Annotated in this window: 15 protein-coding genes; 12 read left to right on the top strand and 3 right to left on the bottom strand. The window is 68.9% G+C overall.

Annotated elements, in window-relative coordinates; all coding sequences use genetic code 11:
• The first annotated feature begins 36 nt into the window (after positions 1-36).
• Positions 37-1,887: a M24 family metallopeptidase gene (locus tag ACSHSS_RS00455; RefSeq protein ID WP_212160286.1), complete on the top strand. Its 1,851-nt coding sequence runs from the start codon at positions 37-39 to the stop codon at positions 1,885-1,887.
• A 67-nt stretch (positions 1,888-1,954) separates the two neighbouring features.
• Here the strand turns inward: ACSHSS_RS00455 and ACSHSS_RS00450 are convergent, their stop codons facing one another.
• The 3 genes from ACSHSS_RS00450 to flgA form a co-directional block, all read right to left on the bottom strand.
• Positions 1,955-2,395 (bottom strand): flagella synthesis protein FlgN, encoded by a 441-nt coding sequence (locus ACSHSS_RS00450; RefSeq protein WP_006402753.1) that lies wholly within the window; start codon positions 2,393-2,395, stop codon positions 1,955-1,957.
• Positions 2,396-2,440: 45 nt separating this feature from the next.
• Entirely contained in the window at positions 2,441-2,779 is a 339-nt protein-coding gene (flgM, locus tag ACSHSS_RS00445; RefSeq protein ID WP_006402754.1) for a flagellar biosynthesis anti-sigma factor FlgM, read from the bottom strand.
• Between the two features lie 100 nt (positions 2,780-2,879).
• Positions 2,880-4,046: a flagellar basal body P-ring formation chaperone FlgA gene (flgA, locus tag ACSHSS_RS00440; protein WP_212160279.1), complete on the bottom strand. Its 1,167-nt coding sequence runs from the start codon at positions 4,044-4,046 to the stop codon at positions 2,880-2,882.
• Positions 4,047-4,247: 201 nt separating this feature from the next.
• Between flgA and flgB the strand changes: the two genes are divergently transcribed.
• The 11 genes from flgB (at position 4,248) to flgK (ending at position 14,858) form a co-directional block, all read left to right on the top strand.
• On the top strand, positions 4,248-4,736 hold the full coding sequence (gene flgB, locus ACSHSS_RS00435) for a flagellar basal body rod protein FlgB (protein ID WP_060111025.1): 489 nt from the start codon (positions 4,248-4,250) through the stop codon (positions 4,734-4,736).
• Between the two features lie 40 nt (positions 4,737-4,776).
• Complete coding sequence (gene flgC, locus ACSHSS_RS00430) at positions 4,777-5,202, top strand: flagellar basal body rod protein FlgC (protein WP_006402757.1); 426 nt, start codon at positions 4,777-4,779, stop codon at positions 5,200-5,202.
• 55 nt (positions 5,203-5,257) lie between these two features.
• Entirely contained in the window at positions 5,258-6,001 is a 744-nt protein-coding gene (flgD, locus tag ACSHSS_RS00425) for a flagellar hook assembly protein FlgD (protein ID WP_006402758.1), read from the top strand.
• Positions 6,002-6,028: 27 nt separating this feature from the next.
• Positions 6,029-7,270 carry a flagellar hook protein FlgE gene (gene flgE / locus ACSHSS_RS00420; protein WP_059783980.1) on the top strand — a complete coding sequence of 414 codons (1,242 nt, stop codon included), beginning with the start codon at positions 6,029-6,031 and terminating at the stop codon, positions 7,268-7,270.
• Between the two features lie 20 nt (positions 7,271-7,290).
• Entirely contained in the window at positions 7,291-8,049 is a 759-nt protein-coding gene (flgF, locus tag ACSHSS_RS00415; RefSeq protein WP_006402760.1) for a flagellar basal-body rod protein FlgF, read from the top strand.
• A 37-nt stretch (positions 8,050-8,086) separates the two neighbouring features.
• Positions 8,087-8,875: a flagellar basal-body rod protein FlgG gene (flgG, locus tag ACSHSS_RS00410; RefSeq protein ID WP_006402761.1), complete on the top strand. Its 789-nt coding sequence runs from the start codon at positions 8,087-8,089 to the stop codon at positions 8,873-8,875.
• 18 nt (positions 8,876-8,893) lie between these two features.
• The gene (gene flgH / locus ACSHSS_RS00405; RefSeq protein ID WP_006402762.1) at positions 8,894-9,583 is read left to right on the top strand and encodes a flagellar basal body L-ring protein FlgH; all 690 of its coding nucleotides are present in this window, start codon (positions 8,894-8,896) and stop codon (positions 9,581-9,583) included.
• A gap of 5 nt (positions 9,584-9,588) precedes the next feature.
• Positions 9,589-10,761, top strand: coding sequence for a flagellar basal body P-ring protein FlgI (locus tag ACSHSS_RS00400; protein ID WP_212160275.1), 1,173 nt, complete (start codon positions 9,589-9,591; stop codon positions 10,759-10,761).
• On the top strand, positions 10,762-11,727 hold the full coding sequence (flgJ, locus tag ACSHSS_RS00395) for a flagellar assembly peptidoglycan hydrolase FlgJ (RefSeq protein WP_212160271.1): 966 nt from the start codon (positions 10,762-10,764) through the stop codon (positions 11,725-11,727).
• A 214-nt stretch (positions 11,728-11,941) separates the two neighbouring features.
• Positions 11,942-12,697 carry a flagellar brake protein gene (locus ACSHSS_RS00390; protein ID WP_006408025.1) on the top strand — a complete coding sequence of 252 codons (756 nt, stop codon included), beginning with the start codon at positions 11,942-11,944 and terminating at the stop codon, positions 12,695-12,697.
• A gap of 181 nt (positions 12,698-12,878) precedes the next feature.
• Positions 12,879-14,858 (top strand): flagellar hook-associated protein FlgK, encoded by a 1,980-nt coding sequence (flgK, locus tag ACSHSS_RS00385; protein WP_212160267.1) that lies wholly within the window; start codon positions 12,879-12,881, stop codon positions 14,856-14,858.
• The last annotated feature ends 17 nt before the right edge of the window (positions 14,859-14,875 follow it).

Raw genomic sequence — 14,875 nt, 5'->3', positions numbered from 1 at the left:
CACGCGTGCCGATAACAACGACAGGACGACCCTTCGATGATCGATCGACTGACATACAGCTTTTCCAGCCTCTCGCCGTATCAAGCTTCCGTTGCCGACACGCAGGCCGCGCTGTCGCGCGCACTCGATACGCTGCAGCTCGACGCGCTCGTCGTCACGTCGCAGGACGAATACGTGACCGAGTATCTGCCGCGCCACAACAATCCGCGCTACGCGCTGTCGGGCTTCGACGGCTCGGCCGGCTGCGGCGTGTTTCTCGGCGAAGCGGCCGCGCGTGCGCTCGGCATGCCGCCGTTCGTGCTGTTCGTCGACGGTCGCTATCACCTGCAGGCCGAGCAGCAGTGCGACCCCGCGCGCGTGCGCGTCGAGAAGCTCGGCCTCGATCGGACGATCTGGGCCGCGATCGCGGACTGGCTGGTCGCGCACGCGGCCCACGTGCCGCGCATCGGCTACGACGGCTGGCGCGTCAGCGTCGGCCAGCGCGAGCGCCTGTTCGCCGCGACGCGCGACGCGTCGCTGACGTGGACGAGCGTCGCGGATCGCGCCGTCGATCGCGCGATCGCGCTGCCCGGCTGGCACGTCGAGCGGCCGATCTTCGAGCTGCCGGAGTCGATGACGGGCGCGCGCGTCGCCGAGCACGTCGCGGCGCTGAACGGGCGGCTCGCCGCGCGGACCGGCGCGGCCGACGGCAAGACCGCATTCGTCACCTGCGCGTCCGACGATCTCGCCTATCTGCTGAACAGCCGCGGCTACCATCTGCCGAATGCGTCGTCGCATCTGGGCTTCCTGTTCGTGATCGGCGAGCAGATCGTGCTGTTCCTGCCGGAAGGCTGCGATCGCTGCCCGGTCGAACTCGCGTCGTATCCGGCGCTGCACGTGATCCGGCGCGACTTCGGCGCACTCGAGCGCTTCGTTGCGCGGTTCGCGGTCGAGCACGTCTGCTACGGCTTCGACGCGGTCAACTGCGCGCTTGCCGACAGCGTGCGCCGCGTCTGGCCGCATGCGTCGCACATCGACTTCAATCCGGTCGAAGCGATGCGGGCCACGAAGACGCCGGCCGTGCTCGACCGGTTCCGCGACGCGTTCGCGCGCAGTTCGGCGGCGATCGCCGAGACGATGCGCTGGGCGAAGGCCGGCGAGCCCGGCCGGCGGCACACAGAATACGATCTGGCGCGCGCGATCAACGACGCGTACGGCGCGCGCTCGGCCGTCGCGCTGACGTTTCCGTCGATCGCGGCGAACGGCGCGAACAGCGCGCACGCGCATTACACGGCCGCGAGCGCCGACGTCGAGCTGACCGAAGGCGAACTCGTGCTGCTCGACAGCGGCGCGTACTACGAAGCGGGTTTCGCGACCGACTGCACGCGCGTCGTCCTGCGGCGCACGCGTGCGGACACGGTCGCGCAGCCGTGGCAGCGCGAGATCTACACGGTCGCGCTGAAGGCGTGCATCAAGGGGCTCGTCACGCATTACCCGAAAGACGCGACGGGCGGCGACGTCGACGCGCTCGTGCGTCAGGTGTGCCGCGATCACGGCTACGACTACGGGCACGGCACCGGACACGGCGTCGGCATCCACGTGCACGAAGGCGGCGTGCGTTTCGCGCCGGGCGCGCCCTACGGGCTCGTGCCGAACGCGGTGATTTCGGTGGAGCCCGGCATCTACGTGCCGGGCAAGGGCGGCGTGCGGATCGAGAACATCGTCATCATCCGCCCGAGCGAGCGCGAGCCGGACAAGGTGCGCTTCGAGAATCTCGTTGCGGTCGGCTACGACTGGGATCTGATCGATCTGGCGCTGCTCGACGACGACGAGCGTGCGTATCTGCGCGACTACGAGCGGATGTGCGTGGAGCGCGGCACGCAGGTGACGGCGTGTCCGCTGCTGTAGGTTTGTCAGGGTGCGGCTCGGCGCAGCCGCCGCGCGCGACGCGGCGCTCGCCGGCCGTCTCGGCGCATCAGCGCATCAGCGCCGACACGCGTCCGTCCGGCCCGTACACGCCGGCCGGCGCGGGGGCCGAGCGCAGCACGGCGAGCGCGCGCTCGTTGTAGTCCATCCGGATCCGGATCAGCATTCCGTTGTTCGCGTTCGCGCGGCGCGCGCGTTCGGCGGCCTGCTGCAACAGCGTCCAGCAGCCCGCGAGGCGCGTGTCGCGCTCCGCGGCGAGATCCATGCCCTTCTTGCCGGCCGGAAAGCCGAGCGCCGCGAGCTGCGTGTCGCGCGTGCGCTCGAGCTGCGCGAGCCGGTCGAGCAGCGCGGTCTTCTTCTCGACGATGTCGGGCAGCATCGCGAGCGGCTCGGCCGTCGTCAGCGCCTTTTCCTCATACGCGAGCAGCGACGCGAACGCTTCGACCGTCGCGTGCTCGTCGTTGACCGTGGCCAGCAGTTCTTCTCTCATCGCGTGATGCTCGTCGCGCCGGGCGCCGGCAAACCGGGAACCGGCTCAGTTGCCGCGCGGCCGCTGCTGCTGCAGCAGTTCGCGCGCGGTGTTCAGCACGCCGTCGGCGATCTTGTTCGCGTCGATCGTCAGCGTGCCGTCCTTCAATGCGTCCTTGATCGACTGGACGAGGCCCATGTCGATGTCCGCGCCGCCGGAGGCCGACTGCGCGCGCAACTGGCCCGACAGACCGGACAGGTTCACGGTCGCGTCGCCGCCGGCGGACCCGGCGTCGGACGCCTGCGGCGCCGTCGACGCGGCCGCGCCGGATTGCGGGCGAGCGGCGCCGTTGCCGGTGCTGGCCGGCGCGACGGGGCTCGGGTTCGGAGTGGTATCGATTTTCACGATGGCGTTCCTGTACGGTTTGACCCAGATAACGGCAGGTGCGGCCCGAACTTTAGCATCGCGCGCTCGAAATTCTCCGAATAAACAATCCTTTGCATTCTTATAGCGGGATCTCCACCGTCCCCGCGTCCTTCACGATCGCGGTGACGATCTGGCCCGCCGCCATCCGGACCCTGACCGACTGGCCGGGCGCCGCATTCGCGAGCGCGCTGCCTTCGGCCGAAATCGTGAAGCCGGGCCCGGCCGCGACGACGCGCACCGTCTGCCCGGCCGATACCGACGCCGCGCTCTTCAGCATGTCCTGCCGCAGCGGCAGCCCGGCCGCGATCCGCGCGAGCGCGGTCGCGCCGATCGCTTGCGCGGGATCGGTGATCACCGCGAGCGGCAGCACCGTCAGATCGCCGTCGCGCGCGACGAGATCGGCCGCGCTCAGCGGCTCGCCGGGCGCGATCTGCCGCGCGGCGACGTAGTAGGTCGCGTGCACGGTGACTTTCGCCTGCAGATAGACGGTCCACGGCCGCTCGCCCGCGCAGCGCACGCCGACCGTCGTGCGGCCCCAGAGCCGTGCGCCGGTCGGCAGGAACGGCTCGAGCGTCGTGCAGGCGGCGAGCCCGCGCGGGAACGCCGGTGCGACGGTCGCGCTCGTCTTGCCGGGCAGCCCGGCGATCTGCTGCTGCAGGAACGCGAGCGCCGCGCGCCGGATCGTGTCGGGGTCCTGCTGGGCGGGGGCGCCGGCCGATTGCGTCGGCGGCGGCGAAGCGGGTGCGGCTGTCGCGGCCGCGGTGACGGCGGCAGGGCGTGTTGCCGATACGGCGGGTACGGCGCGCGTCGCGAGCGCCGCGCGCGGCGGCGTTTTCACGATGTTCGGCGCCGCGTCCGACGCGCCTGCAACGACCGTCACGATACCGCCCGGATCGGCCGCGCGCGGCGCGGCTGCTGCCGGTGCGACGACGGCTGCATTGCCGCGCGTGCCCGGCGCCGCATCGGCCGGCGCGTTCGCCACGAAATTCACGGGGCCGGCGGGCGTCACATTGCCCGCATCGCGCATCGGCGCGGCACCGTTCGCACCGAGCCGTCCGCCGCTCGCGGCATTCGCGCTCGCGAGTGCGTGCTCGGCCGTGTCGCCGCGTCCGGGAATCACGATCATCCCGTCGTCCGCGTGCGCGACCGCCGCGACGACCGACAGCACGGCGGCGAGCCCGAGCGCGCGCGCACGCCGGCGCTGCATCGGCCGTTCGTCCGTTCCGCGAAGTGCGCCGCCCTTCATCGCCGTGTCCTCGATCCGTTGATCCGCTTCGCATTCTAGGGAGCGCACCCGGCGCGCAAACGATGAATAGAGGGGGGCTTTGCCGCGTTATTCGCACGATTGCCGGTTGCACGCGCCGCCTACCATCGCTGTCATGGAAAAAAGCCTTCCGGGCCCGCGCGGCGCGGCAGGCGTGCAGCGCTTCATCCGGAGGACGCACAGATGCTGGACAAACTCGATGCCGAATTCGCGTTCGGGCGACAGGCGCTCGACGTCCGCGCCTATCGGCAGGAACTGCTGTCGTCGAACATCGCGAACGCGGATACGCCGGGCTATCGGGCACGCGACGTCGATTTCGCGTCGACGCTCGCACGCTCGCTGAAGCAGGCGAACGGCGGACTCGCGCCGAGCAACGCCGCGCAGCTGCCGCTCGCGCAGCCGGCCGGCGTGACGAGCGGGATGACGATGGCCTCGACCGCGCCCGGCCACATGGCCGGCGCCGTGAAGCTGATTCCGACCGGCGGCCCGTCCGACGACTACGGCCGCGCGCAATACCGGATGCCGCTGCAGCCGTCGCTCGACGGCAACACGGTCGATCTCGACGTCGAGCGCGTGCAGTTCGCGAACAACGCGCTGCACTACGAGACCGGGATGACCGTGATGACGCAGCAGATCAAGGCGATGATCGCCGCGATCACGACGAACTCGTGAGCGCGCGCGCCGTTTCCGAACCCGAGCACAAGGAGCCTTCATGCCCTCGTTGATGAACATCTTCGGCGTTGCCGGCTCGGCGCTGTCCGCGCAGTCGCAGCGCCTGAACGTCACCGCATCGAACCTCGCGAACGCCGACAGCGCGACCGGCCCCGACGGCAAGCCGTACAAGGCCAAGCAGGTCGTGTTCGCGACCGATCCGATCGGCGGCGCGCGCACCGCGTCGGGCCAGGGCGTCGGCGGCGTGCGCGTGACGAAGGTGATCGACGATCCGTCGCCGATGAAGTCGACCTACGACCCCGCGAACCCGGCCGCCGACGCGAACGGCTACGTGCAGATGCCGAACGTCGATCCGGTGCAGGAAATGGTGAACATGATCTCGGCGTCGCGCTCGTATCAGGCCAACGTCGAGACGCTGAACACCGCGAAGCAACTGATGCTGAAGACGCTGACGATCGGCTCGTGAGCCGCGCGGCGCCCGATTCGACCGACCCGACAGTTTCGACACAAGGCCACCGAGCATGACCTCCTCCTCCACGACGATCGGCAGCAACGGCGCGAACGTATCGACGCTGCCGACCGACACGATGAACACGAACAACGTGTCGACGACCGGCACGTCGGCGAGCGACCTGCAGGCGACGTTCCTGAAGCTGCTCGTCACGCAGTTGCAGAACCAGGATCCGACGAGCCCGGTCGACAGCTCGCAGATGACGTCGCAGCTCGCGCAGATCAACACGGTAAGCGGCATCGCGCAGCTGAATACGTCGCTGACGTCGCTGTCGACGCAGCTCGCGGCCGGTCAGCAGACGCAGGCCGCGCTGCTGATCGGCTCGAACGTGCTCGCGCCGGGCGATACGGTCGCGGTGAAGAGCGGCGCCGCGTCGCCGTTCGGCGTGTCGCTGACATCCGACGTGTCGAACCTGACGATCACCGTGAAGAACTCGGCGGGCGCAGTCGTGAACACGATCAACGCGGGCAGCCAGTCGGCCGGCACCGTGCCGTTCAACTGGACGCCGACCGACGCAGCCGGCAACGCGCTGCCGGACGGCCAGTACACGATCAGCGCGCAGTACACGGGCACCGACGGCAAGAGCTACGCGCCGACCGTGCTGACCGCCGCGCAGGTGCAGAGCGTCATCAAGCAGTCGGACGGCACGCCGGGGCTCGTGCTGTCGAACGGTTCGACGGTGGGCCTCACGCAGGTCGCGTCGATCTTCCCGAACACGGGCTCGTCGTCGTCCGGCAGCGCGTCCACCAACTGATCCAGCTTCCTCGAAACGGAGACCGAAATGGGTTATCAACAGGGTCTGAGCGGCCTCGCCGGCGCATCGAACGCGCTGGACGTGATCGGCAACAACATCGCGAACGCGAATACGGTCGGCTTCAAGTCGAGCACCGCGCAGTTTTCCGACATGTACGCGAATTCGATCGCGACGTCGGTGAACACGCAGATCGGGATCGGCACGGCGCTCGCGTCGGTGCAGCAGCAGTTCGGGCAGGGGACGATCAACACGACGAACTCGTCGCTCGACGTCGCGATCAACGGCAACGGCTTCTTCCAGATGTCGAACAACGGCACGATCACGTACACGCGTGACGGCACGTTCCAGCGCGACAAGAACGGCTACATCGTCAACTCGCAGGGCCTGAACCTGATGGGTTACGCGGCCGACAAGAACGGCGTGATCAATACCGCGCAGACCGTGCCGCTGCAGGCGCCGACGACGAACATCGCGCCGACCGCGACGACCAAGATCACCGGCCAGTTCAACCTGAACTCGCAGGACACGGTGCCGACCAAGACGCCGTTCGACGCGAACGACACGACGACCTACAACTATTCGACGTCGATCCAGGTATACGACTCGCTCGGCGGCTCGCAGGCCGTCAACATGTATTTCGTGAAAACCGCGGCCGGCACGTGGGAAGCGTACGCGGGCGTGCAGGGCGGCACGACGAACGACCTCGGCACGATCCAGTTCGATTCGTCGGGCGCGATCTCGGGCACGACGACGGGCTCGCCCGCCACGCCGACCGCGGCGCTCGGCCAGTTCCAGTTCACGGTGCCGAACACCGACGGCTCCGCGACGCCGCAGACGCTGACGCTCGACCTGACCGGCACCACGCAGTATGGCGGCAAGGACGGCGTGAACAACCTCGCGCAGGACGGCTACGCGAGCGGCACGCTGACGACGTTCACGATCGGCACCGACGGCAAGCTCACCGGCAACTACTCGAACGGGCAGACCGCCGTGCTCGGCCAGATCGCGCTCGCGAACTTCAACAACCCGAACGGGCTCGTCAACATCGGCGGCAACCAGTACGCCGAGACGGCCGCATCGGGCGTCCCGCAGATCTCGGTGCCGGGCAGCACGAACCACGGCACGCTGCAGGGCAGCGCGCTCGAGAACTCGAACGTCGACCTCACGTCGCAGCTCGTGAACCTGATCACCGCGCAGCGCAACTACCAGGCGAACGCGCAGACGATCAAGACGCAGCAGACCGTCGACCAGACGCTGATCAATCTGTAACGCGCGGATAACGGGCAGCCATGGACCGACTGATCTATACGGCGATGACGGGCGCGTCGCAGTCGCTCGACCAGCAGGCGATCGTCGCGAACAACCTCGCGAACGCGTCGACGACGGGCTTTCGCGCGCAGCTCGCGACCTACCGCGCGGTGCCGATGAATTTCGGCGACGGCAGCGCGATCGATCCGAATACGACGCGTACCTACGTGCTCGCCTCGACGCCGGGCGCCGACTTTGCGCCGGGCCCGATCACGCGCACCGGCAACCCGCTCGACGTCGCGGTGCAGGGCCCCGGCTGGCTGTCGGTGCAGCTGCCGGACGGCAGCGAGGCGTACACGCGCGCGGGCAACCTGCACGTCGACCAGAACGGCCAGCTCGTGAACGCGAGCAACCTGCCGGTGGTCGGCAACGGCGGCCCGATCTCGGTGCCGCCGAATGCGGAAGTGACGATCGGCAAGGACGGCACGGTGTCCGCGCTGATGCCGGGCGATCCGCCGACGGCTGTCGCGATCGTCGATCAGATGAAGCTCGTCAATCCCGATCCGGCCACGCTCGTGCGCGGCAACGACGGCCTGTTCCGCACCACCGACGGCAATCCGGCCGACGCCGATCCGAACGTCGCGGTCGTGCCGAATTCGCTCGAAGGCAGCAACGTGAATCCGGTCACCGCGATGGTCGCGATGATCGACAACGCGCGCGCATTCCAGCTTCAGTCGAAGCTGATCCAGACGGCCGACCAGAACGAGCAGTCGGCGAACCAGTTGCTCAACTTCAGCTGAGCGACCCGCGCCAGCCCACCGCAGGAGAACCTGATAAGTGAATCGTTCGCTTTATATCGCCGCTACCGGCATGAACGCGCAGCAGGCGCAGATGGACGTGATCTCGAACAACCTCGCGAACGTCAGCACCAACGGCTTCAAGGGCTCGCGCGCGGTGTTCGAGGATCTGCTGTACCAGACGATCCGCCAGCCGGGCGCGAACTCGACGCAGCAGACCGAGCTGCCGTCCGGGCTGCAGCTCGGCACCGGCGTGCAGCAGGTCGCGACCGAGCGGCTCTACACGCAGGGCAGCCTCACGCAGACCGGCAACTCGAAGGACGTCGCGATCAACGGCGCGGGCTTCTTCCAGGTGCTGATGCCGGACGGCACGAACGCGTACACGCGCGACGGCTCGTTCCAGACCAACGCGCAGGGCCAGCTCGTCACGTCGAGCGGCTATCAGATCCTGCCGGCGATCACGGTGCCGCAGAACGCGACGTCGCTGACGATCGGCAAGGACGGCGTCGTGTCGGTCACGCAGCCGGGCTCGAGCAACGCGGTGCAGATCGGCTCGCTGCAGATCGCGACCTTCATCAACCCGGCCGGCCTCGAGGCGAAGGGCGAGAACCTGTTCGCGGAGACGACGTCGTCGGGCGCGCCGAACGTGTCGCAGCCGGGACTGAACGGCGCGGGCACGCTCAATCAGGGCTACGTCGAGGCGTCGAACGTGAACGTCGTGCAGGAACTCGTGAACATGATCCAGACGCAGCGCGCGTACGAGATCAACAGCAAGGCCGTGACGACGTCCGACCAGATGCTGCAGACCGTCACGCAGATGAAGAGCTAACCGGACCGAGTCGTTGCCATGAAGCAGGTTCGCCTTCTCCCGCCCGCCGCCGTCCGCGCCGCCTGCGCGCTCGCGGCGGCGGCGCTCGCCGGTTGCGCGCAGATTCCGCGCGAGCCGATCGTCCAGCAGCCGATGACCGCGCAGCCGCCGCTGCCGGTATCGATGCAGGCGCCGGGTTCGATCTTCAATCCCGGCTACGCGGGCCGGCCGCTGTTCGAGGATCAGCGGCCGCGCAACATCGGCGACATCCTGACGATCGTGATCGCGGAAAACATCAACGCGACGAAATCGTCGGGCGCGAACACGAACCGGCAAGGCAATACCGACTTCAACGTGCCGACCGCCGGCTTTCTCGGCGGGCTGTTCAGCAAGGCGAACCTGTCGGCGGCCGGCACGAACAAGTTCGCGGCCACCGGCGGCGCGAGCGCGGCGAACACGTTCAACGGCACGATCACGGTGACCGTCACGAACGTGCTGCCGAACGGCAACCTCGTCGTCAGCGGCGAGAAGCAGATGCTGATCAACCAGGGCAACGAATTCGTGCGCTTCTCGGGCGTCGTCAATCCGAACACGATCTCGGGCTCGAACTCGGTGTACTCGACGCAGGTCGCCGACGCGCGGATCGAATACTCGGCGAAGGGCTACATCAACGAGGCCGAGACGATGGGCTGGCTGCAGCGCTTCTTCCTGAACATCGCGCCGTGGTGAAGACGATGCACGACACCGTATTTCACCGCCTCTCGTCGCGCGTGTCGGCCGCGGCCGCCGGCCTGCTGATCGCCGTCGCATGCGCGCTCGGCGCGCCCGCCGCGCACGCGGAGCGGCTGAAGGACCTCGCGCAGATCCAGGGCGTGCGCGACAACCCGCTGATCGGCTACGGGCTCGTCGTCGGCCTCGACGGCACCGGCGACCAGACGATGCAGACGCCGTTCACGACGCAGACGCTCGCGAACATGCTCGCGAACCTCGGCATCTCGATCAACAACGGTTCGGCGAACGGCGGCACGTCGTCGCTGAACAACATGCAGCTGAAGAACGTCGCGGCCGTGATGGTGACCGCGACGCTGCCGCCGTTCGCGCGGCCGGGCGAGGCGCTCGACGTGACCGTGTCGTCGCTCGGCAACGCGAAGAGCCTGCGCGGCGGCACGCTGCTGCTCACGCCGCTGAAGGGCGCGGACGGGCAGGTGTACGCGCTCGCGCAGGGCAACATGGCGGTCGGCGGCGCCGGCGCGAGCGCGAACGGCAGCCGTGTGCAGGTGAACCAGCTCGCGGCCGGGCGCATCGTCGGCGGCGCGATCGTCGAGCGCTCGGTGCCGAACGCGCTCGCGCAGATGAACGGGATGCTGCAGCTGCAGCTCAACGACATGGACTACGGCACCGCGCAGCGCATCGTCGCGGCCGTCAATTCGAGCTTCGGTCCGGGCGTCGCGACCGCGCTCGACGGGCGGACGATCCAGCTCGCCGCGCCGGCCGATCCCGCGCAGCAGGTCGCGTTCATGGCGCGGCTGCAGAACCTCGACGTGAGCCCCGACAAGGCGGCCGCGAAGGTGATCCTGAACGCGCGCACGGGCTCGATCGTGATGAACCAGATGGTCACGCTGCAAAGCTGCGCGGTCGCGCACGGCAACCTGTCGGTGGTCGTCAACACGCAGCCGGTCGTGTCGCAGCCGGGGCCGTTCTCGAACGGGCAGACGGTCGTCGCGCAGCAGTCGCAGATCCAGCTCAAGCAGGACAACGGCGCGCTGAAGATGGTGACGGCCGGCGCGAATCTCGCGGACGTCGTGAAGGCGCTGAACACGCTCGGCGCGACGCCGGCCGACCTGATGTCGATCCTGCAGGCGATGAAGGCGGCCGGTGCGCTGCGCGCGGATCTGGAGATCATCTAAATGGCGAATTTCCCCGGTGCCACCGACCTCACGCAGCGCTTCGCACTCGACGTGCAGGGCTTCGACGCGCTGCGCGCGCAGGCGAAGCAGTCGCCGCAGGGCGGCGCGAAGGCGGTCGCAGGCCAGTTCGACGCGATGTTCACGCAGATGATGCTGAAGAGCATGCGCGATGCGACGCCCGAAGGCGGGCTGTTCGACTCGCATACGTCGAAGATGTACACGTCGATGCTCGACCAGCAGCTCGCGCAGCAGATGTCGTCGCGCGGCATCGGCGTCGCCGACGCGCTGATGAAGCAGCTGATGCGCAACGCCGGGCAGGGCGCGGGCGCCGGCGCGGCGGCCGATCTCGGCGGCGGCTTCGGCGCGGCCGGCAACGAAGGCAGCCTCGCCGCGATGAGCGCGATGGCGAACGCCTATGCGAACGCGGCCGCGAACAACGGCGGCCTGTCGCGCGCGCGCGGCTATTCGGCCGGCAGCGCGCTGACGCCGCCGGTGAAGGGCGCGACCGGTGCGCCGGACGCGGACGCGTTCGTCGACCGGCTCGCCGGCCCCGCACAGGCGGCGAGCGCGGCGACCGGCATTCCGGCGCGCTTCATCGTCGGCCAGGCGGCGCTCGAATCGGGCTGGGGCAAGCGCGAGATCCGCGCGGCCGACGGCTCGACCAGCTACAACGTATTCGGCATCAAGGCGACACGCGGCTGGACCGGCCGCACGGTATCGGCGCTGACGACCGAATACGTGAACGGCACGCCGCGGCGCGTCGTCGCGAAGTTCCGCGCGTACGATTCGTACGAGCATGCGATGACCGACTACGCGAACCTGCTGAAGAACAATCCGCGCTATGCGGGCGTGCTGAGCGCGAGCCGCAGCGTCGAGGGTTTTGCGCAGGGGATGCAGAAGGCCGGCTATGCGACGGACCCGAACTACGCGAAAAAGCTGATCTCGATCATGCAGCAGATCGGCTGACGAATCGCTGACGCTTTGGCCCCCGACGGACCGCGCCCGGCACCCCGCCGCGCGCGGTTTCAACGTTTGCGCAAAAAAATTCGGCAAATCGATCTAAACTTTCGGTCAGCACTGCCGCTAAGTGTGAGAGACCTGCGTCCGGGCCCCGTATTCTGGCCCGGTTTTATCGCGCACCGGTTATGCGTGCGCCCATGACAAGAAAGACCGGCTAGCCATGAATATCGAAACGTCGACGGACCCGAGCCTGGACTCGGGCCACTCCGGCCCCGACTACGCCCGCCGCAATCCGCTGGAAATCGGCGTCCAGTTGCGCAATCTCGTGAACCGCGGCGATTTCCTGACCGTCGAGTATCCGGGCGGCCAGCTCGTCACGCGCCTGCTGGAAGTCGATGTCGGCGCACGCACGTTCACGTTCGACTGGGGCGCACTGTCCGAACAGAACGCGAGCATTCTCGGCGCGGCGCACTGCGCGTTCTCGGCCGCGCCCGAAGGCGTGCGCGTCGAATTCACGACCGGCACGCCGCGCGAGACGCGCTACGAGGGGCTGCCGGCGTTCGTCGCCGATTTCCCCGACGTGCTCGTCTGCATCCAGCGCCGCGAGTATTTCCGCGTCGACGCGCCGGTCGTCGATCCGTTCCTGTGCCGCGGCGCGCTGCCGGACGGCGAGCGCTTCCAGTTCGAGGTGCACAACCTGTCGCTCGGCGGCGTCGGGCTGCGCACGGCCGACGAACGCGTCGAGGCGCTCGCGCTCGGCACGGTGCTGCCGGACGTCGAGCTCGAGCTGACCGGGCACGGCAAGCTGTCGCTCGACCTGCAGCTCGTGTCGCAGCGCGCGACGCAGCTGCCGAACGGCGCGCGCCGCTATCAGCTCGGCTTTCGCTTCCTGTCGCTGCCGGGCAGCGCCGAAAACACGCTGCAGCGGCTGATCACGCAGCTCGAGATGAAGCGCCGCTCGCTCGCTCGCGCGTGACGCGCCGCGCCGCGACGGCGCGCGGCAGGCTCGCCGGCGTCGCTTCGGGCAGCGCCGGCGCCCGATGCGCGACATGCGCGTCGGGCGGCCATTTTTCCCTCAATTTTTTCGATCCGCGGCCGTTATACCGGGAGTCACGCAACCCGGCGGCCGCAGCGCGGCCGGCTCATCAGGATCGCGCATGTCCAACACACTCATGAACCTCGGCGTCAGCGGCCTCAACGCCGCGCTCTGGGGCCTCACGACGACCGGTCAGAACATCAGCAACGCCGCGACGCCCGGCTATTCGGTGGAGCGGCCCGTCTACGCGGAAGCGAGCGGCCAGTACACGAGCAGCGGTTACCTGCCGCAGGGCGTGAACACCGTCACCGTGCAGCGGCAGTACAGCCAGTACCTGAGCGACCAGCTGAACACCGCGCAGACGCAAAGCGGCGCGCTGTCGACCTGGTATTCGCTCGTCGCGCAGCTGAACAACTACATCGGCAGCCCGACGGCCGGCATTTCGACCGCGATCACGAACTACTTCACGGGGCTGCAGAACGTCGCGAACAACGCGGCCGACCCGACGGTGCGGCAGACGGCGATAAGCAACGCGCAGACGCTCGCGGACCAGATCACGGCCGCCGGCCAGCAATACGACGCGCTGCGCCAGAGCGTGAACACGCAGCTCACGAGCACCGTATCGCAGATCAATACCTACACCGCGCAGATCGCGCAGCTGAACCAGCAGATCGCCGCCGCGAGCAGCCAGGGGCAGCCGCCGAACCAGCTGATGGACCAGCGCGACCTCGCGGTGTCGAACCTGTCGAGCCTCGCGGGCGTGCAGGTCGTGCGCAACAGCGACGGCTACAGCGTATTCCTCGCGGGCGGCCAGCCGCTCGTCGTCGCGGACAAGAGCTATCAGCTCGCGACCGTCACGTCGCCGTCCGACCCGAGCGAGCTGACCGTCGTGTCGCAGGGCATCGCCGGCGCAAATCCGCCGGGCCCGAACCAGTACCTGCCCGACACGTCGCTGTCCGGCGGCACGCTCGGCGGCCTGCTCGCGTTCCGCAGCCAGACGCTCGATCCGGCGCAGGCGAAGCTCGGCGCGATCGCCGCCAGCTTCGCCGCGCAGGTCAACGCGCAGAACGCGCTCGGCATCGATCTGTCGGGCAACGTCGGCAGCAACCTGTTCGCGGTCGGCGCGCCGACCGTCTATACCGACACGCGCAACCAGGGCGACGCGACGCTGTCGGTGTCGTTTTCGAACGCGTCGCAGCCGACCACCGGCGACTACACGCTGTCGTTCGACGGCACGCAGTACACGCTGACCGACCGCGCGACGGGTTCGGTGGTCGGCACGTCGAACACGATGCCCGGCTCGATCGGCGGGCTCGACTTCTCGGTGTCGTCGGGCACGATGCAGGCCGGCGACCAGTTCACCGTGCTGCCGACGCGCGGCGCGCTCGACGGCTTCCAGCTCGCGACCTCGAACGGTTCCGCGATCGCGGCCGCGTCGCCGGTCGTCACGTCGGCCGCGTCGACCAACGCGGGCACCGCGACCATCACGCAGGGGCCGGTGAGCGCCGGCTATCAGGTGCCGGCCACGACGCTGACCTACGACGCGGCGACGAAGTCGCTGTCGGGCTTCCCGGCCGGCACGACGGTGACGATCGCCGGCACGCCGCCGCAGACCGTGACGATCACGAGCTCGACGACGCCCGTGCCGTACGACCCGGCCGCCGGCGCGACGCTGACGATGTCGGGCACCGCACCGGGCGCGCTGAGCGGCGTGACGGTGTCGCTGTCCGGCGCGCCGGCCGACGGCGATACGTTCCGGATCGGCCCGTACGCGGGCGGCACGAACGACGGCACCAACGCGCTCGCGCTCTCGAAGCTCGTCACCGCGAAGTCGTTCGGCAACGGCACGGTCACGCTGACCGGTGCGTACGCCAGCTACGTGAACGACATCGGCAACGCGGCGAGCCAGCTCAAGTCGTCGAGCGCCGCGCAGACGGCGCTCGTCGGCCAGATCACGTCCGCGCAGCAGTCGGTGTCGGGCGTGAACCAGAACGAGGAAGCGGCGAACCTGATGCAGTACCAGCAGCTCTACCAGGCGAACGCGAAGGTGATCCAGACGGCGGCGACGCTGTTCCAGACCGTGCTCGGCCTGTTCAACTGATTCCGGGGATCGAAGCG

The sequence above is a fragment of the Burkholderia sp. BC1 genome, assembly GCF_052683555.1.
The sequence above is the reverse complement of the archived record's forward strand: the minus strand, read 5'-3'. Positions and strand labels throughout refer to the sequence as shown.